Here is a 19935-nt window from a genome sequence, read left to right as displayed (position 1 = left end):
GGCCGCGGCACCCTCCCGGCCGGAAGAGGCCAAGGTCACAGCCGCACACCCTCTTCCGAGGCGCACCGGAGCGCCTAGCCTTCACCCCATGACCGTCCCGCCCGAAGAAGGCCTCTCCCTGGCCGCCGAGTTCCCGGACGCGACCCGCGAGCAGTGGCAGCGCCTCGTCGAGGGCGTCCTGCGCAGGTCGGGCACGGAGGCGGCCGGGGCGGCGGCGGAGGACGCGCTGGCCACCGCCCTCCAGGACGGGCTGCGCACCAGCCCGCTGTACACGGCCGACGACACGTCACCCGACCCCGGTCTGCCCGGTTTTCCGCCGTTCGTCCGCGGCGGACGCCCCGAGGGCACGGCCGTCTCCGGCTGGGACGTGCGCCAGCTCCACGCCCACCCGGACGCCCGCCGCACCAACGAGGCCGTCCTCGCGGACCTGGAGAACGGCGTCACCTCCCTCTGGCTGACCGTCGGCGCGGCCGGCGGCCCGCCCGTCGAGGACCTCGGGACGGCCCTCGACGGCGTCCTCCTCGACCTCGCCCCCGTCGTCCTCGACGCCGGCCACGACACCGAGGCCGCGGCCCGCGCCCTGCTGCGCCTGTACGACGAGCGCGGCACGGCCCGCACCGAGGCCCGCGGCAGCCTCGGCGCCGACCCGCTCGGCACCCTCGCCCGCACCGGCACGGCACCCGTCCTCGACGCCGCCGCCCTCGCCGCCACGTGCCTGGACGACCGGCCGGGCCTGCGCGCCCTCGTCGTCGACGCCCTGCCGTACCACGAGGCCGGCGGCTCCGCCGCCCAGGAGCTCGGCTGCTCGCTCGCCACCGGCGTGGCCTACCTGCGGACCCTCACCGGCGCCGGTATCGGCGTCGACGACGCCTGCGCCCAGCTCGAGTTCCGCTACGCCGCCGGCGCCGACCAGTTCCTCACCATCGCGACCCTGCGCGCCGCCCGCCGCCTGTGGGCCCGCGTCACCGAGGTCTGCGGCGCGTCCCCGGCCGCCCGCGCCCAGCGGCAGCACGCCGTGACCTCCCCGGTGATGATGACCCGCCGGGACCCCTGGGTGAACATGCTGCGCACCACCGTCGCCTGCCTCGGCGCGGGCGTCGGCGGGGCGGACGCCGTCACCGTCCTGCCCTTCGACAGCGCCATCGGCCTGCCCGACGCGTTCGCCCGCCGCATCGCCCGCAACACCTCGTCGATCCTGCTGGAGGAATCGCACCTCGCCCGCGTCATCGACCCGGCCGGCGGCTCCTGGTACGTCGAGCGGCTCACCGACGACCTGGCCCGCGCCGCCTGGGCGTGGTTCCAGGAGATCGAGCGGTCCGGCGGGCAGGAGGCCGCCCTGCGCTCCGGGGCGATCGCCGAGCGGCTGGCCGCCACCTGGGCCGAGCGCTCCGAGCGGCTCGCCACCCGGCGCGAACCGGTCACCGGCGTCAGCGAGTTCCCGCACCTGGCCGAGCAGCCCGTCGAGCGCGAGGCCGCGCCCCGCCCGCCGGCCGGCGGGCTGCCGCGGGTGCGGCGCGACGAGGCGTACGAGGCGCTGCGCGCCCGTTCCGACGCCCACCTGGCCGCCACCGGCGCCCGCCCCCGGGTCTTCCTCGCCGCCCTCGGCTCGCCCGCGGCGCACACGGCGCGCGCCACCTTCGCGGCCAACCTCTTCCAGGCGGGCGGGATCGAGCCGGTGCACGAGCCGGCCTCCGTCGACGCGGGGACCGCCGCCGAGGCCTTCCGCCGCAGCGGCGCGGCCGTCGCCTGCCTGTGCTCCTCCGACGCCGTCTACGCCGAGCAGGCCGGGCCCGTCGCCGCCACGCTGAGGGCGGCCGGGGCGGGCAGGATCTTCCTGGCCGGCCGGCCGGGCGAGCAGCCGCCGCCGGACGTCGACGCGTTCGTCCACGCGGGCGGCGACGCCGTCGCCGTCCTGACCTCCGTCCTCGACCACCTGGGAGTGGCGCGATGAGCCCCGACTTCCCCGACTTCACAGCCGTCGACCTGGGGCCGGGAGACTCCGCGGGCACCGACACCGGCCGCTGGCAGGCCGCCCTCAAGGAGAGCACCGGCCGCGACGCCGGCGACCTGCTGTGGGAGACCCCGGAGGGCATCGGCGTCAAGCCCCTCTACACCGCCGAGGACCTGCGCGGGCTGGACTTCCTGGGCACGTACCCGGGCATCGCGCCCTACCTGCGCGGCCCCTACCCCACGATGTACGTCAACCAGCCGTGGACGATCCGGCAGTACGCGGGCTTCTCCACCGCCGAGGAGTCCAACGCCTTCTACCGCCGCAACCTCGCGGCCGGCCAGAAGGGGCTGTCCGTCGCCTTCGACCTGCCCACCCACCGCGGCTACGACAGCGACCACCCGCGCGTCACCGGCGACGTCGGCATGGCGGGCGTCGCCATCGACTCGATCTACGACATGCGGCAGCTCTTCGACGGCATCCCGCTGGACCGGATGACCGTCTCGATGACGATGAACGGCGCCGTGCTGCCCGTCCTCGCGCTGTACATCGTCGCCGCCGAGGAACAGGGCGTACCGCCCGAGAAGCTGGCCGGGACCATCCAGAACGACATCCTCAAGGAGTTCATGGTCCGCAACACCTACATCTATCCGCCGAAGCCCTCGATGCGGATCATCTCGGACATCTTCGCGTACACCTCGCAGCGGATGCCCCGCTACAACTCCATCTCCATCTCCGGCTACCACATCCAGGAGGCCGGCGCGACGGCCGACCTGGAGCTGGCGTACACCCTCGCGGACGGCGTCGAGTACATCCGGGCCGGACGCGAAGCCGGCCTGGACGTCGACGCGTTCGCCCCCCGCCTGTCCTTCTTCTGGGCGATCGGCATGAACTTCTTCATGGAGATCGCCAAGATGCGCGCGGCCCGGCTGCTGTGGGCGCGCCTGGTCTCGCAGTTCGAGCCGGAGAACACCAAGTCGCTGTCGCTGCGCACCCATTCGCAGACCTCCGGCTGGTCCCTGACCGCCCAGGACGTCTTCAACAACGTCACCCGCACCTGCGTCGAGGCCATGGCCGCCACCCAGGGCCACACCCAGTCGCTGCACACCAACGCGCTGGACGAGGCCCTCGCCCTGCCCACCGACTTCTCCGCCCGCATCGCCCGCAACACCCAGCTCCTGCTCCAACAGGAGTCCGGCACCTGCCGGGTGATCGACCCGTGGGGCGGCAGCGCCTACGTCGAGCGGCTCACCCACGACCTCGCCCGCCGCGCCTGGGCGCACATCCAGGAGGTCGAGGCGGCCGGCGGCATGGCCCAGGCGATCGACGCCGGCATCCCCAAGATGCGCGTCGAGGAGGCCGCGGCCCGCACCCAGGCGCGCATCGACTCCGGCCGCCAGCCGGTGATCGGCGTCAACAAGTACCGGGTGGACAGCGACGAGCAGATCGAGGTCCTCAAGGTCGACAACTCCTCCGTCCGCGAACGGCAGATCGAGAAGCTGCGGCGGCTGCGGGCCGAGCGCGACGAGGCCGTCTGCCAGGACGCCCTGCGCGCGCTGACGGCCGCGGCGGAGTCCGGCCCCGGCCCCGGCCTGGAGGGCAACCTCCTCGCCCTCGCGGTGGACGCGGCCCGCGCCAAGGCCACCGTCGGCGAGATCTCGGACGCCCTGGAGAAGGTGTACGGGCGCCACGCCGGCCGCATCCGTACCATCTCCGGTGTGTACAGGCAGGAGGCCGGACCGTCGTCCGGCGTGGAGCGCACCCGTGAACTGGTCGAGGCCTTCGAGCGGGAGGAGGGCCGCCGGCCGCGCATCCTGGTCGCCAAGATGGGCCAGGACGGCCACGACCGCGGCCAGAAGGTGATCGCCACTGCCTTCGCCGACCTCGGCTTCGACGTCGACGTCGGCCCGCTCTTCCAGACCCCGGCCGAGGTCGCCCGACAGGCGGTGGAGGCCGACGTGCACGTCGTCGGCGTCTCCTCGCTGGCCGCCGGGCACCTCACGCTCGTGCCGGCGCTGCGCGAGTGCCTCGCCGAGGAGGGCCGCGAGGACATCATGATCGTCGTCGGTGGTGTGATCCCCCCGCAGGACGTGCCGGCGCTCCACGAGGCCGGTGCCACCGCCGTGTTCCCGCCCGGCACGGTGATCCCCGACGCGGCCCGCGACCTGCTGAGGACCCTCGCCGGGGCCCTCGGCCACGAGCTGTAGGCCCATGGCCCGGCCCATCGATCTGGACGCGATCGTCAAGGGAGTGCTCGACGGGCGGCGGGCGGCCGTCGCGCGGGCCATCACCCTCGTCGAGTCCACCCGCGCCGACCACCGCGAACTCGCCCAGCGGATGCTGGTCCAGCTGCTGCCGCACTCCGGTGCGGCGCGGCGGGTCGGCGTCACGGGGGTGCCCGGTGTCGGCAAGTCCACCTTCATCGACGCCCTCGGCACGCTCCTGACCGGCCTCGGCCACCGCGTCGCCGTCCTCGCCGTCGATCCGTCCTCCTCCCGCACCGGCGGTTCCATCCTCGGCGACAAGACGCGCATGGAACGCCTCGCGACCGACCCCGCCGCCTTCGTCCGGCCCTCGCCCACGGCCGGGACGCTGGGCGGGGTCGCCCGGGCCACCCGGGAGACCATCGTCGTGATGGAGGCGGCCGGTTACGACGTCGTGCTCGTCGAGACGGTCGGCGTCGGGCAGTCCGAGACGGCGGTGGCGGGGATGGTCGACAGCTTCCTGATGCTGACCCTGGCCCGCACCGGCGACCAGCTCCAGGGCATCAAGAAGGGCGTCCTCGAACTCGCCGACGTCGTCGCCGTCAACAAGGCCGACGGGCCGCACGAGCGCGACGCGCGCTCCGCCGCCCGCGAACTGGCGGGCGCGCTGCGGCTGATGCGCTCGCCGGACGCGGCCTGGAACGCGCCCGTCCTCACCTGCAGCGCCCGCGAGGGCACGGGCCTGACCGAGCTCTGGGAGCGGCTGGAGCAGCACCGGCGGATCCTGGACGTCACCGGGGAGCTGGCGCGGCGGCGCAGCGAGCAGCAGGTGGAGTGGGCGTGGTCGATGGTGCGCGATCAGCTCCTCGGCGAGCTGCGCGGCCACGCGGGGGTCCGTGCGGTCGCACCCGACCTCGAACGGCGGCTGCGCGCCGGGACGTTGACGGCCACGCTGGCGGCGGAGCGGATCCTTTCGGCGTTCCGCGGGGAGGGGCCGGGGCAAACCCTCTAGGGCACCCGTGCCCGCACGTCGTCGCTCCCCAGCCCCGCCAGCAAGTCGCCGAGACCGTCGGCCCGTTCGACGACGTCCTCCGGCGTGAACGCCAGATCGGAAGGCGAACGGCACGCCCCCACCTCGTCCCACGTCACCGGCGCCGCCACCCCCGGCCCCCGCGCCCCCTCCCGCAACCGCACGGTGTAGGGCGCGGCCGTCGTCTTCGCCGACGCGTTCTGGCTCCAGTCGATCAGCACCCGGCCGCGCCGCTCCAGCTTCGCCATGGACGCCACGACGAGGCCCGGGTGCTCGGACGTCAGCCGCTCCGCCAGCCCCTTGGCGTAGGCGCTGACCGCCCGCCCGGACACGGGCCGGACGGGCGCGTAGAGGTGCAGGCCCTTGGAGCCGGAGACGACCGGGCAGGCCATGAGCCCGTCCTCGTCGAGCAGTTGCCGCAGCCGCTCGGCGATGCGGCAGCAGACGACGAGGTCCGTGCCGGGCCCGGGGTCGAGGTCGAGGACGAGGCGGTCGTGCGCGTCGCGGCCGGCCGCGGCCGTCCACTGCGGTACGTGCACCTCGTACGCGCCCAGGTTCACCATCGCGATCAGCGCGGCCGCCGAGTCGATGACGACCTGCTCCGTCGCCCCGTCGCGGTGCGGGACCTCGACCACGGGCACCCAGTCCGGCGCCCCGGTCGGCGGGGTCTTGGCGATCCAGCTCTCGCCCGCCAGCCCCTCGGGCGCCCGCACGAAGGACGCGGGGCGTCCGGCGACGTGCGGGAGCATCACGGGCGCGATCCGCGCGTAGTAGTGCAGCAGCTGGGCCTTGGTGTGGCCGGAGGCGGGGAAGATGACCCGCTCCAGGTGGGAGAGGGACAGCCGCCGTCCCTCGACCTCCACCGTCTGGCGGCCGCCGGCCGGTCCCGCGTTCAGGACGCCCTCTTCAGCGCCTTGACCAGCTCGTCACGGGTCATGTGGGAGCGCCCGGGAATCCCCGCGTCGGTGGCCCGCCGGTAGAGCTCGTTCTTCGTGAGCTCCTCCAGCCCGCCCGCCTTCGCGCGCTTCCTGGCGGCCTCCTTCAGCTGGGTGGGCGGCCGGACCTTCCGCCCCTCCCCGCCGCCGGCCTCGCCCCTGGCCTCCCCCTTGCCCTTCGCCTTCTCGATGCTCGCCTGCAACGCGCCCATGAGATCGATGACGTTGGTGGACTTCGGGGCGGGCTCGCTCTTCTCGACCGTGCCCCCGGCGCGCTTGGCCCGGACGAGGTCGAGGACCTTCTCCTGGTAGGTGTCGTGGTAGGACTCGGGGTCCCAGTCCACGCTGAGGGCCTCCACGAGCTGGACGGCGGTGGCGAGTTCGCGTTCGGCGACCTTCTCGCGCTCCGGCAGCGTGCCGACCTCGGTGCGCGGGTCGCGGATCTCGTCGGCCCAGTGCAGGGTGTGCAGGGTCAGGAGATCGCCCTCGGCCTGCACCGCGACGAGGTATTCGCGGTTGCGCATCACGAACGTGGCGATGCCGGCCCGGCCGGACCGGGCCAGGGCCTCGTGCAGCAGGGCGTAGACCTTGGCGTACTCCTTGCTCTTCGGGCCGAGGTAGTACGTCTTGTCGAAGTAGACGGGGTCGATGGCGTCCACGTCCACGAAGCCGCTGATCTCCAGGGACTTGGAGCGGCCGGGCGCGATGTCCTCCAGCTCGCCGGGCTCGACGACGACGTAGTCCTCCCCGACGTCGTAGCCCTTGACGATCTCCGTGAGCGGGACCTCCTCGCCCGTGCGCTCGTTGACGCGCCGGTTGCGCACCCGGTCCGAGGTGCCGCGCTGGAGCTGGTTGAACCGGATCGTGTGGCTCTCCGTCGCGGCGAACATCTGCACCGGAAGGGTGACCAGCCCGAACGAGAGGGCACCGCTCCACACCGCATGTGCCATGACGTCCTCCGGCCCGGTGATCCCCTTCCGCTTTCCTCCTCCATGGCACCCCGGGGCACCGGAGATCGCATCCCGAGCCGGGCCCGTCAGGCCGCCCCCGCCAGCGCCAGCGCCTCCCGCGCCCGCTCGGCGAGCCCGTCGGCCCCGCACTCCCCCGCCAGCCGCAGGCCCTCGCGCAGCGGCCCGACGGCCTCGGCCGGGCGCCCGGCCCGCTCCAGGGCCCGGCCGTGGTCGACCAGGGCCAGGGCGTACTCGTGGCGGCACGGGGAGGCGGCCAGGTGCCGGACGGCCTCCTCCAGGCGGGCCAGGCCCTTCTCCGGCTCCATCAGGGGCGCCGCGCGGCGCAGCGCCTCGCCGATGGCCGTGTCGGTGCCGAACCGCAGGGCGTACCGGACGGCGCGGTCGGCGAGCTCGCGGGCGCGCCGGGGCTCGTCGTCGGCGACGGCGGCGGCCAGGTCGAGGGCCCAGGGCGCCCAGAGGGTGTTGTGGCGGCCGCGCTCCTCCAGGCGGTGGCCCGCGGCCTCCAGCTCGGCGACGGCCTCCTTGGTGCGGCCGAGCGCGAGGAGCAGGCGGCCCACCACACAGGCGGCGTCGGGCATCACCATGGCGGGCGGGTAGGGCGGGCCGAAGGAGTACTTCTCGGCGACGGCCTGGGCCTCGTCGACCCGGCCGCGGGCGAGCAGGGTGTCGATGAGCAGGCAGGTGCCGTCCCACTGGATGGGCACGCCCGGGCCTAGCCGGTCGGCCAGCCGCAGCCCTTCGCGCAGGAAGCCCTCGGCACTCTCCAGGTCGCCGCGCCGGCGGTGGACGAGGCCGAGGTACTCGTGGGCGAAGGCCAGGTGGGCGCCGCGCCAGCCGGAGATCTCGAACTCCCGGACGGCCTCGGTGAAGAGCTCCTCGGCGCTGTCGAGGCGGTCGGTGTAGACGTAGGTGATGCCGACGATGCTGGGGAGCTCGAAGCCCCACTCGGTGTTGGTCCAGCCCATGCCCTCGGCGAGACGGCCGTCGACCAGGGAGCGGTCGACGAGGTCGACGACCTCCAGCGCGTTCTCGGCGTGGATCATGGCGTCGAAGGCGCGGATGGCGAGGAGGGCGCGCTCGGAGTTGTCGCGCCCGCCCAGGCGCCGGGCCAGCTCGGCGACCTCCTGGTACCGCTCCTGGGCGCCCTCCTCCTCGAGCTGGATGCCCTTCCAGAGGTAGTGGGCGGCCTGGAGGCGCATCCGGCCGAGGCCGTCGGAGGTGCGGGCGGCGTGCTCGGCGACGATCTTGGCGGCCTCGGTGAGCTGGCTGTTGTGCGCGTACGCCTGGGAGAGGCGGTAGGTGGCGTCCACGCGCAGCTCCTCGGGGAGGCCGGAGAGCGCGAGGGCCGAGCGCAGGTGGTTGATGGTGGTGGGCGGCGAGGTCAGCAGGGCGGAGCAGCCCAGCTCGTAGAGGACGGCGGCGCGCTCGTCCTCCGGGGGCGGCTCGGCCAGCGCGCGTTCGAGACAGCGCTGGGCGGCCTCGGGGGCGCCGACGGCGAGGTGCTCGCGGGCGGCCTCGCGGAGCTGCCGTACGAGGTCGGCGTCGCCCTCGGGGTGCACCTCCAGCAGGTGCCGCGAGGCGGCGGCGGCGCCGTGGCCGGCGTTGGTGACGGCCCAGGCGGCCAGGCCGTGCATCGCGGTGCGGGCGGCGGGCGGGATGGCCTGGTAGACGGCGGTGGCGATGAGGGGGTGGACGAATTCGAGCTCGGTGGCGCCGGTGAGGATGCGGGCCTCGCGCAGCCGGTCCGCGCAGACGGCTCCCTCGGCCGGGCTCATCCCGGCGAGCATGGCGGCCACCCGGACGGAGATCTCGGTGCCGAGCACGGAGGCGCCCCAGGCGAAGCGGGTGGTGGCGTTGCCCAGCCGCTCCAGGCGGGCAACCAGGCCGCTGCCGCGGGCGGCGGCGCCCAGCTCGCGCAGGAGGGCGGCGGACTCCTCCATGGGCAGCAGGTTGCGGTCGCGGGCCTTGGCGACGAGCTCGACGGCCTCGTAGGGGTTGCCGCCGGTGACGGCCCAGACCTCGCGGCAGAACGGGTCGTCGGCCTCGCGGCCCATGGCGGCGCGCACCATCTCGGCGACGGCGCCCGGGGTCAGCGGGTGGAGGGTGACGGGGCGGTTGCCGCGGGCGGTGACGAGCTCCTTGAACGCCGGTGAGTGGTCGGGGAGTTCCTCGGGCCGGTAGCCGACGACGAGGAGGATCGGCAGGTCGGCGAGGCGCAGCGCGAAGGAGGTGAGCCAGGACAGCGAGGCCGCGTCCACCCAGTGGGCGTCGTCGACGACGAGGAGGAGCCGGTCGCGGCTCATCGCCAACTGCATGACGAGCCAGTCGATTCCGTCGCGGACGCCCTGGGGGTCGGCCTGCGGGCCGGTGGGCGGGGCGATGCCGAGGGCGGGGCCGGCGATGTCGTACCAGTCGCCGAGCAGGGTGCGGCGCTCCTCCTCCGCCAGGGGCGCGAGGGCGGGCTGGAGCAACTGCCGTACGACGTGGAAGGGAAGCGTCCGGGTCTGCTCGCTGCCGCGCGCCGAGAGCACCGTGGCGCAGCCGCGTTCGGCGGCCAGCCGGCGCACCTCGCCGAGCAACGCCGTTTTGCCGATGCCCGCTTCGCCGCTGAACAGCAGGAGCCCGCCGGTCGCGGGGCCGCTCCCGTCCGCGCCGCCGCACAGGGCCGAGACGGCGCGCTCCGCCGTGGCGAGCTCCTGCTCGCGCTCGAACAGGGCCGTGTACGGGCGGCGTTCGTGCTGTTGCCCCGTCATGACGTGTCTCCCGTATGAGTGTGGTGGGGCGAGCCTAGCCGTACGCGCGGAGGGCGGGGGAAGGGTTCGCCGGACAGACCACCCGCGAGCATGACCGGCCGATCGTGCCGAACGCGCCCGGAGGCGTTCAAAAATCCTTTCGATAAACGGGTCGTGGGGTCATTGTGATGCCTTTCGAATTCGCTCGTCAGCCCTTTCCGCGAATATGACAACTTCGCGCCGGAACACCGCGCGACCGGCTACGCTCCTTCCCCGCAGCGGGTCGTGGCGACTGCGGCTCGCTGCCGCCCTGCGCCGCGCCGACGCGACCGGAGGACCCCGCGACCCCCGGGGCGACCCGGGAATTCCGGGAACCCCCCGCCGTCTTCTCCGCTCCCCGCGCCCGGCGGCGCCCCTTCCCACGTCGCCCCCGCAAGCCCCGAGGAACTCGATGGTTGGTACTGGTTCGTCACCTCACGTCAGGCGGCCCGCCTCCTCCCTCATATGGCTGGTTCCCCCTGTGGTGCTGGCGGTCTGCACCGCTTCCGCCGGCCTCCTGGCACCCGGCGAGGCCCGCGTCCCGGTGGTGTGGTGCGGGGCCGCGGCCAGCGTCGCCGTCGCCCTCGCCTCGGCGGTGGCGGCCCGGCGGGGCCGTGTGATCCACGCGCTGCGCCGCCGGTGCGACGAGCGGGAGGCCGAGCTCCGCGGCCTGCTGGAACGGCAGGAGGCCGAGACCCGGCGGCTGGCGGATCTGCTGCTGCCCGCCGCGTTCAAGATGCTCCAACAGGGCGCCTCCGCCGACGAGGTGCTCGGCCACGTCGCCCCGTCGCCCCATGCCGGCACCCCGTTCGCGGCCGAACACCGCTCCGTGCTCCGCTCCGTGGTGTACGCGGTCCAGGCCGAGGAGGGCCTGCGCGACTCCGCGCACCGGGCCTTCGTCAACATCGCCCGCCGCCTCCAGGCGATCATTCATCAACAGGCCACCGACCTGCGGGAGATGGAGGACCGCCACGGCAACAACCCCGAGGTCTTCAGCGACTTGCTGCACCTCGACCACGGCACCGCGCTGATCGGCCGCCTGGCCGACAGCATCGCGGTGCTCGGCGGATCCCGCCCCGGCCGCCAGTGGAAGAACCCGGTGCCGCTGTACAACGTGCTGCGCGGCGCCATGTCGCGGATCATGGACTACCGCCGGGTCGACCTCCACTCGGTCGCGGACGTCGCGATCACCGGCCCGGGCGTCGAGCCGGTGATCCACGCCGCCGCCGAGCTGCTGGACAACGCCACCCGCTACTCCCCGCCGGAGACCCGGGTGCACCTGACCGCCGTGGAGATCCAGTCCGGGGTCGCCATCGAGATCGAGGACGCCGGCGTCGGGCTCACCGACGAGACCCGGCGCCGCACCGAGCGGGTGCTGGAGCTGGCGGAGCGCGGCCTGGACCTCAACGACCTCGGCGAGACCCCCCGGCTGGGCCTGGCCGTCGTCAGCCGGCTGGCCCGCAACTACCGCTTCCGGGTGTCGCTGCGCCCCTCCGCCTACGGCGGCGTCCGGGCCGTGCTGATCGTCCCGTCCGAGCTGGTGACCGCCAGCGCCACCCCCGGCGGCGAGATCGCCCGCGCCGCCACCCTGCCGCCGCCCAAGGTCCGGAAGAAGCCCGGCCGTCCGCTGCCCGACCCGCCGCAGATGGAACACTCCGCCGCGGACGGGCACACACCGGGCGGTCTTCCGCAGCGCCGCCGGCGCGCGCTGGGCTTGGCCGCCCGGGCGGCGGCCGTCGCCCCGGCCGATCCGCCCCGGCGCACGGAGCCCGCGGCACAACCCACCCAGCCGGGCATCTGGCTGGCCGCCTTCACCAACGCCCTGAAGGGCGACGCCCCGGTGGGCGACCGGGGAGCGCTCAGTGATGACCCGTCAGACGAGAAAGAGTAGTCAAGTGACGCAGCAGCGGTTCAACATGGACTGGATGCTCAAGGATCTGGCATCCAGCGTCCCGCAGACCCGCCACGTGATCGTGCTGTCCTCGGACGGCCTGCGCATGGCGCAGCACGGCACGGACACGGACGCCGCGGACCGGCTGGCCGCCGCCTGCGCGGGACTGCAGAGCCTGTCCACCGCCATCGCCGCCGAATTCCCCGACGGCGACGGGCAGATGAGACTGGTCGTCATCGAGGTGGACGGCGGCTTCTTCTACCTGATGGCGGCGGGCGCCGGCGCCTACCTGGCGGTGCTCGCCGACGACGACGTGGACGCCGGGCTGATCGGGCAGCGGATGCGGGACCTGGTGGCCCGCATCGGCGAGCACCTCACCAGCCCGCCGCGCGTCAGCGGGCCGGTGGCATGAGCAAACCCGAAAGGGCGTGGGATCCCGGCAACCCGGACCGGCTGTACATCGTCACGAAGAGCTGCGGGCAGGCGGACCCGGGCGTCACCAGGCTCGACCTGGTGACCCTGATCGTCGCCCGCACGGAGACCGACCCCGGCCTCCAGCCCGAGCACGAGACGATCGTCCGCATGTGCGACTACCCGTTGTCCGTCGCCGAGATATCCGCTTACCTCACGCTGCCCGTCAGCACCGTGACCGTCCTGCTCAACGACCTGCTCGCGCGGGGACACGTGGAGGCCAGGCCCCCGGTTCCGGTCGCTGCCCTTCCTGACGTAGGCCTCTTGGAGGCGGTGATGCATGGACTACAAAACCTCTGACCCACCCGCCGGTCCCAGGAGGGAGGACATCCTCCCGGCCACCGCCGCGGCGGCGGTGAAGGTCGTCATCGTGGGCGGGTTCGGGGTGGGCAAGACCACCCTGGTCGGCACGGTGAGCGAGATCAGACCGCTGACCACCGAGGAGACGATGACCCAGGCCGGCGTCGGCGTGGACGACATCGCGGGGATCGAGCAGAAGATCGAGACCACCGTGGCCATGGACTTCGGCCGCATCAGCATCAACGAGCAGTTGGTGCTGTACCTGTTCGGCACCCCCGGGCAGGAGCGGTTCTGGTTCCTCTGGGACGGCCTCTTCGAGGGCGCGCTGGGCGCGGTGGTCCTGCTCGACACCCGCCGGCTGGAGGTCAGTTACGAGGTCGTGGGCATCCTGGAGGAGCGCGGCGTGCCGTTCGTGGTCGCCGTCAACACCTTCCCGGGCGCCCCCGTCCACCCCATCCCGGAGCTGCGGGCCGCGATGGACCTGCCGGAGTCCGTGCCCATCTTCGCCTGCGACGCCCGCGACCGGGCGTCCTGCCGGGACGCCCTGATGACCCTCATGCGCTACCTGTACCGCCTCGCGAACACCCCGGAGCCACAGTGACCCCACCCGACGAGCACACCCGCGCCGACGCGGCGCAGGCCGCTCCCCCGCCCGAGTGCCCGGCCCACGCCTACGGTTCCGGGGGCGTCGCCCGGCTGTACGGGCCGGCCGCCGAGACCGACCCCATGGGGCTGTACGAGCAGCTGCGCGAACGGCACGGCGCCGTCGCCCCGGTGCTGCTGAGCGGCGACGTCCCGGCCTGGCTCGTCCTGGGCTACCGGGAGAACCTGGACGTCACCCGCACCCCCTCGCGCTTCTCGCGCGACTCGCGCAACTGGCGGGCGATCCGAACCGGCGAGGTCGGCCCCCTGCATCCGCTGGGGCCGATCAGCATGTGGCAGCCGATCTGTTCGATGGTCGACGGCGCGGCGCACGAGCGCTGGCGCGGCGCCATCAACGACGCCATGAACCGCTTCGACCGGCGCGGCGTCCGCCGCCACATCACCCGCTTCGCCAACCAGCTGATCGACGAGTTCTGCGTCTCCGGCACGGCGGACCTGGTGCACGCCTTCGCCGAGCCGCTGCCCATGATGGTGATGACCCAGTTCCTCGGGATGCACGAGGAGTACAGCCCCCGGCTGGTGCAGGCCGCCCGGGACATGATCAAGGGCACGGAGACGGCGGTCGCCAGCAACGCCTACGTCCAGGAGGTGCTGGGGAGGACGGTGGAGCACAAGCGCAAGGCTCCCGGCCCGGACTTCACCAGCTGGCTGCTGGAGCACCCGGCCAAGCTCTCCGACGACGAGGTCCAGCAGCACCTGCGGCTGGTGCTCGTCGCCGCCTTCGAGACCACCGCCAACCTCATCGCCAACACGCTGCGGATGGTGCTGACCGATCCCCGGTGCCGGGCCCACCTGGCGGGCGGCCACATGACCCTGCCGGACGCGGTCGAGCAGACCCTGTGGGACGAGCCGCCGTTCACCACCATCCTGGGCCGCTGGGCGACCCAGGACACCGAGCTGGGCGGCCAGAAGATCAAGGCGGGGGACGCGCTCGTCCTCGGGCTGGCGGCGGCCAACATGGACACCTCCGTCCGCCCCGACCCGACCGCCCCCGTGCACGGCAACCGCTCGCACCTGGCGTTCAGCGGCGGCGCCCACGAATGCCCCGGCCAGGACATCGGCCGGGCCATCGCGGACACGGGCATCGACGCGCTGATGACCCGGCTGCCCGACGTCCGGCTCGCGGTCGCCGAGTCGGAGCTGCGGTGGGTCTCGGCACTGATGTCCCGTCACCTCACGGCGCTGCCCGTGGCGTTCACCCCCGGGGTGCCCCAGCCGGCGCCCGCGCCGGCGGCCCTTCCGCCGGCCGCGGAGCCCGTGGGCGGGGAGACCGTGGCCCCGGCCGGCGGCGGCGAGGGGGGGACCGCGGCGCCCGCGTCCCCGGGGGAGCGTCCGCGTTCCTCGTGGTGGCGGTCGCTGGTGCGCTGGTTCGGCGGTGAGTGAGGCGGCGCGTCGAGCTGCTCCCACCACCACGCCGCCGACGGTATGGGCAGTGGGTCGGTCCGGGGGTCGCTGGGGGTGTCCCGCCAGGTGATCCCGTACGTCGCCCCCGGGACCGGAAGCGCGTGGCGGTTCCGGGGGCTGGCGTAGCGCGGGGCGTCGTTCATCCACCGGATGCAGCCGGCGATGTAGTGTCCCAACGCCTCCAGGTAGCGCGCGAGTTGCGGCCCCGCGGTGCGGGCGATCCGGTCGCGCAGGGTCAGGAAGAGGGTCATGGAGCGGTCCCTTATGGCGACCGCCTCCTCCAGGGCGCGGGCCACGGAGGTGCCGTTGTGGTGGGCGAGGACGTTGACGATGTTCTGGTCGGTGGTCTCGTGGTCGTCCTCCTTGGCGTAGGAGAACAGGTCGTTGTCGCAGCTGACGATGAAGCCGGCGGCCTCGGTGAGGGCCTGGACGGGGGCGGCGGAGAGCTCCTCGTCGGAGACCTCGATGCCGGCGGCGATCTGGCTCCAGGCCAGCGAGAAGCGGGTTCCGTTGATGGACGGCCGCAGGGCGACGTAGTCGGAGAGCGTGGGCATGACGCGCCGTTCGATGTTGCTGACCTGCCAGGCGGCGCCGAAGAGCCAGTCGCGCAGCCCCTCGGCGACGCGCCGGAGCTGGACGGGGTTCGCCAGGGCCCGGGTGCGGGCGGTGAGGTCCTCCAGGGCGCGGTCGAAGGGGGAGCTGCCGAGCATCGCCGAGCCCGGCGCCTCCAGGCTGCGGGATATGCGGGCGTTGAGGTCGACGATCCACGCGGTTCTGGTGTCGGCGGCGCCGGTGTCGTGCCAGAAGTCGTCGAGGGCGAAGGCCCAGTGGTTCCACTCGATGAACAGCAGAAGCGGTTCGTCGCGGCCGTGGGGGATCATCCGGCAGCTGAAGTCGGTGCTGTGGGTGGCGATGCTCCAGGCCCGTTCGGTGGCGTCGCGGAAGATGCCGGTGCGGTCGAGCCAGGCGACGGCGCGCTGCTCCAGCTCGGCGCGGCGCGGGTGGACGGCGGGTTCGATGGGGCAGTAGAAGGGCGGCAGCCGCCAGCCGATCGCCGGGGCCCGGGAGGCGGAGTCGTCCCGCGGGAGGGATGTCATCCGTCGCCCTCCATGCGGAAGAGCAGCATGCGGGTCTCGACCGCGTGATCGCGCCAGGCCCGGAACAGCTTGCCGTGGGTGAGGGCGGACTCCAGCAGTCGCTCGCGGGTGAACGGGGAGGTGGCGCCGGCCAGTTCGACCCGGTCGAGCTCGGCGTTGGTCCAGGCCATGGACTGCACCCAGAACTCGGCGACGCGGTCGGTGATGTCCTCGTCCTGTTCCAGCTCGAAGCCGGAGGCGCGGGCGGCCGCGATGTACTCGGCGAGGGTGCCGAGGCGGGTCTTGTAGTAGCCGTCGATGAACGAGGTCCACTCGGGACGGCACAGGAAGTGCTCCTGGATGCCGAACCAGCCGCCGGGCCGCAGGGCCTTGGCGACGACGGCGAAGAGCCGCTCGCGGTCCATGTAGCCGGAGCTCTCGATGGCGACGGCCGCGTCGTAGGCGGTCTCCTCGCGCAGGTCGTGGATGTCCCCGAGGACGGGGGTGACGAGGTCCTCGACGCCGGCCCGGCGGACGAGGTCGGCCATCACGGGCACGTGCTTGGCCGTGACGGTGATCGCCGTGACGTGGCAGCCGTACTCCTGGGCCCAGTAGATGGAGCCGCCGCCGATGCCGCAGCCGATGTCGAAGAGCTGGCCGGGCGGGTTGTCGGGCACCCCCCAGGAGCGGGCCGCGTGGTCGAGGGCCGCCTCCTGGGAGGCTTTGAGGCGGTTGCGCAGGACGCGCTGCGAGACGGTGGTGTTGGGGCTGAGGCCCGGTTCGAACATGCCCACGTGGAAGTGGACGCGCGGCCCGGGACCGTACTTGTGGAGGATCTCGGCGGTCTTCCTCGAGTAGTAGGAGGGCACCGGGGTCTCTTCACACGCGGCGCCGTCCGTGGCCGCGGTCACTTCGGCAACGAGATGGTCCATGGGATCCCTCCGGGACGTCGGCTGTCGGTGGACGGATGGACGGGGAGCCGCATCCCGGAAGGGCTGTCCCTCCCGCGACGACTGGATTGCCGTTCGATCACATGCGCGAGTCACGCCGCCCCCCAGCAACAAGCGACCAGCATTCCTGTCCAGTTTTGCCCGCTACCTGCCCACGGCGGGACGGCGACAACCCGCGATACGTACCGCCGTGCGCCGTTCTGGAACCCCACCCTCGGATCACTTCTGTTTCCTCCCGACCGTATAGAACTGTTTCTGCACTGTGTAGCGACCAGAAAGGCTTAAAATTGCGCGCTGTTGTCGGGGTTTTGGCCTCCATGCGGACCGATATCCGGACGCCCGGTGGATGGCCGGATCCCGCTCATGCGTGTGGTGTGCAGGCGAGCGAAGGGGGCGCTAGCACTTGTGCGCATGCGCCCTTTCACGGCGTCCTCCGGTTTCCAGGGCGTTCCCGTGTGTCGCAGCCGCCCCTGTCCGGGCGTGTCCCGGCCCCTCGCGCACACTGTAATCCGGCCTGACGGCGGCCCGCCGAGGGATCCGACGAGGGAGAGCGTGATGACGGTGACCCCACCGGCGCGGACGTCAAGACCCGCCGCCGCGCCCCGCCCGCGGATCCCCGCCGCGGTGGCCGCGGGCGCTCTGCCTGCGCTGTCATTCCCCCAACCCGCCCTGTGGTGGCTGACGTACGGGGCCCTCGTCCCCTGGATCCTGCTGGTGCGCTCGGCCCCCTCCGCGCGCCGCGCCGCGCTGGAGGGCTGGCTGGGGGGCGCCGGTTTCCTGCTGGCGGTGCACCACTGGCTGCTGCCGAGCCTGCACATCTTCATTCTGGTACTGGCGGCGCTGCTGGGGCTGTTGTGGGTGCCCTGGGGGCTGCTGGTGCACCGGCTGCTGGGCGGCGACCCGGGACCCGGCCGCACGGCGGTGGCCCTCCTCGTCGTCCCGGCCGGCTGGCTGCTGGCCGAACTCGTGCGCTCCTGGGAGTACTTGGGCGGCCCCTGGGGGCTGCTGGGCGCGAGCCAGTGGCAGGTCCCGGCGGCGCTCCGGCTCGCGTCGCTGGGCGGCGTCTGGCTGGTCGGCCTGCTGCTCGTCGCCGTCAACACCGCACTGGCCGCGCTCGTTTCGGCCCCGCGCGCCCGCCGGGCGGCCGGCGCGGGGCTGCTGGTGTGCGCCGCGGTGACCGCGGGCGCCTGGTGGTGGGCGCCGGTGCCGCGCGCGGCCGGGACGGTGCGGGTCGCGGTCGTGCAGCCCGGGGTGATGCCGGGCGGCGACCGGGGGCTGCGGCGCTTCGACCGCGAGGAGGCCCTCACCCGCGGGCTGGCCGGACGGCGGGTGGACCTGGTGGTCTGGGGCGAGAGCAGCGTCGGCACCGACCTGGGCCGGGACGCCGCGGTACGCGGCCGCCTCGCCGCGCTCTCCCGGGCCGTCGGCGCGGACCTGCTGGTCAACGTGGACGCGCGCCGCTCCGACCGGCCCGGGATCTTCAAGAGCTCGGTGCTCGTCGGGCCGGACGGCCCCACCGGGGACCGCTACGACAAGATGCGGCTGGTGCCCTTCGGCGAGTACGTACCCGCCCGCTCGCTGCTCGGCTGGGCCACGTCCGTGGGCAAGGCGGCCGGGGAGGACCGGGGCCGCGGCGAGCGGCAGGTGGTGATGCGGCCGCGGTCGGGGTCGGGGTCGGGGTCGGGGTCGGGGCACGGTGGCGGGCCGCGGGTCGGGCCGCTGATCTGCTTCGAGTCGGCCTTCCCCGACATGAGCCGTCATCTGGCCCGCTCCGGCGCCCAGTTGATCGTCGCGCAGTCCTCGACGTCCACCTTCCAGCACAGCTGGGCGCCGGAGCAGCACGCCTCCCTCGCCGCGCTGCGCGCCGCCGAGACCTGGCGGCCGGTGGTGCACGCGACGCTGACGGGCGTCAGCGCGGCCGCGGACGCGCGCGGCCGCACGATCGGGCGGTGGGCCGGCACCGGCGCCTCGGCCGCGGTCGTCTACGACGTGCCGCTGGCCGAGGGCACCAGCCCGTACGCGCGCCTCGGCGACTGGGCCCTGTACGGCGCGCTCGCGACGCTGCTGCTCTACGTCCTGCTGACCCTCAGGAGGCCTGTTCCTCCAGCGCGTTGACGATCCGCTCGCACAACTCGTGGGTGTGCAGGGCGTCCTCGGCGTCGAGCGCCTTGCCGGCGCGCACCGCCTCGAGGAACGCGTCGACGCACTGCTCGATGCCCCGCTGGCGGGCGACCGGCACCCAGTCGCCGCGGCGGCGCACCGTCGGCTGCCCCTTGTGGTCGATGACCTCGGCGAGGTTGACGACCTGCCGCTTGGAGTCCTGGCCGGAGACCTCCAGGACCTCCTCGGTCGAGCCGCTCGCCCGGTTCATGATGCCGAGGGCGGTGAAGCCGTCGCCGGAGAGCTGGAGGACGACGTGCTCGACCAGCCCGTCCCGGCCGCGGCCGCGGACGTCGACGTGCTCGACCCGGCCCGGCACGAGGAACCGGAGCGTGTCCACGACGTGGATGAAGTCGTCGAGGACCAGGGGCCGGGCCTCCTCGGCCAGCCCCAGCCGGTTCTTCTGCAGAACGATCAGATCCCGCGGGTGGTCCAGGCACTGGACGTAGCCCGGCGCGTGCCGCCGGTTGAACCCGACGGCCAGGCCCACCCCGCGCTCCCGCGCCAGCCGCACCAGCCGCTCGCTCGCGGCGAGCTCGAAGGCGAGCGGCTTGTCCACGTACACCGGTATCCCGGCCTCCAGCAGCCGCGAGACGATCTCCGGATGGACGGCCGTCGGTGCGTGCACGAACGCCGCGTCCAGGCCGGCGGCGAGCAGCGAATCGAGGTCCCCGTGACGCCGCTCCCCCGGGACGTGATACGCGTCCCCGACGCGGACGAGCGTGCTCTGGGTACGGGTCTGGAGGTGCAGCTCGACACCCGGCCGGGTGGCAAGAACCGGCAGGTACGCCTTCTGCGCGATATCACCGAGCCCGATGCAGCCGACCTTCACGGTTCCTCCTTGGTGGTGTCCGTCCGTGGCAGCATACGTGCGCTCTGGGGGGTGCTCTGATTCGCGCCCTGGTCTCGCGGTTTCGGGGGTTCGCGGGTTCTTGGGGGCGGGATCGTTTCCTGGGGGGCGGGACCGTTTCTTGGGGGCTCGGGGGTACACGAGGCCCGGGGGTGCGGGGGTGCGGGGGTGCGGGGGTGCGGGGGTGCCGGGGGTGCCGGGGGTGCAGGGGTGCGGGGGTGCCGGGGGGTGTCGCGCTCCGCGCGGGTGGGCGGGGGCGGAGCCCCCTGCGCCCCTGGACCACGCCGGCGCGAGTGGGTTGGACTGTGCCC

14 protein-coding genes and 1 pseudogene are annotated in these 19935 nt (G+C 73.8%); 9 read left to right on the top strand and 6 right to left on the bottom strand.

What is annotated here, in order from left to right; genetic code table 11:
- The first annotated feature begins 88 nt into the window (after positions 1-88).
- From mutA to meaB, 3 genes are read left to right on the top strand one after another with little or no spacing between them, the layout of a single operon-like run.
- A complete protein-coding gene (gene mutA / locus AC230_RS11620) occupies positions 89-1951 on the top strand; it encodes a methylmalonyl-CoA mutase small subunit (protein WP_049716064.1) in 1863 nt (620 codons plus the stop codon).
- Positions 1948-4155: a methylmalonyl-CoA mutase gene (scpA, locus tag AC230_RS11615; RefSeq protein ID WP_049716063.1), complete on the top strand. Its 2208-nt coding sequence runs from the start codon at positions 1948-1950 to the stop codon at positions 4153-4155. Before mutA ends, scpA begins: the two co-directional genes overlap by 4 nt.
- 4 nt (positions 4156-4159) lie before the next feature.
- Positions 4160-5164 carry a methylmalonyl Co-A mutase-associated GTPase MeaB gene (meaB, locus tag AC230_RS11610; protein ID WP_049716062.1) on the top strand — a complete coding sequence of 335 codons (1005 nt, stop codon included), beginning with the start codon at positions 4160-4162 and terminating at the stop codon, positions 5162-5164.
- Here the strand turns inward: meaB and ligD are convergent.
- From ligD to AC230_RS11595, 3 genes are all read right to left on the bottom strand, one after another.
- Positions 5161-6045: a non-homologous end-joining DNA ligase gene (gene ligD / locus AC230_RS11605; RefSeq protein WP_241833191.1), complete on the bottom strand. Its 885-nt coding sequence runs from the start codon at positions 6043-6045 to the stop codon at positions 5161-5163. The two genes, meaB and ligD, sit on opposite strands and share 4 nt — an antisense overlap.
- 29 nt (positions 6046-6074) lie before the next feature.
- Entirely contained in the window at positions 6075-7067 is a 993-nt protein-coding gene (ku, locus tag AC230_RS11600; RefSeq protein WP_049716060.1) for a non-homologous end joining protein Ku, read from the bottom strand.
- A gap of 86 nt (positions 7068-7153) precedes the next feature.
- Positions 7154-9841 (bottom strand): ATP-binding protein, encoded by a 2688-nt coding sequence (locus AC230_RS11595; RefSeq protein ID WP_049716059.1) that lies wholly within the window; start codon positions 9839-9841, stop codon positions 7154-7156.
- A 430-nt stretch (positions 9842-10271) separates the two neighbouring features.
- Here AC230_RS11595 and AC230_RS11590 point away from each other — a divergent pair, with 430 nt between their 5' ends.
- Genes AC230_RS11590 through AC230_RS11570 form a run of 5 tightly spaced genes read left to right on the top strand, consistent with a single transcriptional unit; the run spans position 10272 to position 14567 of the window.
- The gene (locus tag AC230_RS11590; protein ID WP_049716058.1) at positions 10272-11750 is read left to right on the top strand and encodes a sensor histidine kinase; all 1479 of its coding nucleotides are present in this window, start codon (positions 10272-10274) and stop codon (positions 11748-11750) included.
- Between the two features lie 4 nt (positions 11751-11754).
- Positions 11755-12162, top strand: coding sequence for a roadblock/LC7 domain-containing protein (locus AC230_RS11585; protein WP_049716057.1), 408 nt, complete (start codon positions 11755-11757; stop codon positions 12160-12162).
- On the top strand, positions 12159-12521 hold the full coding sequence (locus AC230_RS11580) for a DUF742 domain-containing protein (protein WP_049716056.1): 363 nt from the start codon (positions 12159-12161) through the stop codon (positions 12519-12521). Before AC230_RS11585 ends, AC230_RS11580 begins: the two co-directional genes overlap by 4 nt.
- Positions 12502-13122, top strand: a complete 621-nt coding sequence (locus AC230_RS11575; protein ID WP_049716055.1) for a GTP-binding protein — start codon at positions 12502-12504, stop codon at positions 13120-13122. Before AC230_RS11580 ends, AC230_RS11575 begins: the two co-directional genes overlap by 20 nt.
- The gene (locus AC230_RS11570) at positions 13119-14567 is read left to right on the top strand and encodes a cytochrome P450 (protein WP_049716054.1); all 1449 of its coding nucleotides are present in this window, start codon (positions 13119-13121) and stop codon (positions 14565-14567) included. Before AC230_RS11575 ends, AC230_RS11570 begins: the two co-directional genes overlap by 4 nt.
- A 281-nt stretch (positions 14568-14848) precedes the next feature.
- Here the strand turns inward: AC230_RS11570 and AC230_RS33625 are convergent.
- Positions 14849-15469 (bottom strand): annotated as a pseudogene (locus AC230_RS33625) (terpene synthase family protein); the annotation flags it as partial.
- Between the two features lie 212 nt (positions 15470-15681).
- Positions 15682-16596 carry a class I SAM-dependent methyltransferase gene (locus AC230_RS11565; RefSeq protein ID WP_049716053.1) on the bottom strand — a complete coding sequence of 305 codons (915 nt, stop codon included), beginning with the start codon at positions 16594-16596 and terminating at the stop codon, positions 15682-15684.
- A gap of 573 nt (positions 16597-17169) precedes the next feature.
- On the opposite strand from AC230_RS11565, the gene lnt reads away from it, so the two are divergent.
- Complete coding sequence (gene lnt, locus AC230_RS11560; RefSeq protein WP_049716052.1) at positions 17170-18729, top strand: apolipoprotein N-acyltransferase; 1560 nt, start codon at positions 17170-17172, stop codon at positions 18727-18729.
- On the opposite strand, the gene AC230_RS11555 is transcribed toward lnt, so the two are convergent.
- The gene (locus tag AC230_RS11555) at positions 18701-19606 is read right to left on the bottom strand and encodes a Gfo/Idh/MocA family protein (RefSeq protein WP_049716051.1); all 906 of its coding nucleotides are present in this window, start codon (positions 19604-19606) and stop codon (positions 18701-18703) included. The two genes, lnt and AC230_RS11555, sit on opposite strands and share 29 nt — an antisense overlap.
- Between the last annotated feature and the right edge of the window lie 329 nt (positions 19607-19935).

This window comes from Streptomyces caatingaensis, assembly GCF_001187435.1.
In the GTDB taxonomy this organism is placed as follows: domain Bacteria; phylum Actinomycetota; class Actinomycetes; order Streptomycetales; family Streptomycetaceae; genus Streptomyces; species Streptomyces caatingaensis.
Note: the sequence above shows the minus strand (reverse complement) of the source record. Positions and strands in the feature narration are given on the sequence as shown.